Raw genomic sequence first — 422 nt, 5'->3', positions numbered from 1 at the left:
AAGACACTCGTCGTTGCCGGCGAGGCACTCTCTGCAAGCATCGTAGAACGTTGGGGCCAAGGCAGACGCCTGATCAATGCATACGGCCCCACAGAGACGACGGTCTGCGCCTGTCTACATGAATGTGATGCGAGTGCGACGGGCGCACCACCGATCGGCCGTCCGATTGCCAACGTACGGATCTATATTCTCGATGCACACATTGCGCCGGTCCCGATTGGGGTGGCGGGTGAGTTGTATATCGGTGGCGACGGCGTAGCTCGGGGGTATTTGAACCGAGACGATTTGACGGTCGAGCGCTTCCTGCCTGATCCATTCAGTGCTGATCCGACAGCACGCATGTACCGCACTGGCGATCTGGGGCGCTGGCATGCCGATGGCACGATCGAGTTTGTGGGCCGCAACGATCACCAGGTCAAGAT

The 422-nt window shown here is 59.5% G+C and carries 1 protein-coding gene; it reads left to right on the top strand.

What is annotated here, in order from left to right:
- A partial coding sequence (locus XalbCFBP2523_RS15940) for an AMP-binding protein (RefSeq protein ID WP_146084157.1) occupies positions 1 to 422 on the top strand: 422 nt, incomplete at both ends.

Source organism: Xanthomonas albilineans (assembly GCF_002939705.1).
GTDB classification, from domain to species: Bacteria; Pseudomonadota; Gammaproteobacteria; order Xanthomonadales; family Xanthomonadaceae; genus Xanthomonas_A; species Xanthomonas_A albilineans.
Note: the sequence above shows the minus strand (reverse complement) of the source record. Positions and strands in the feature narration are given on the sequence as shown.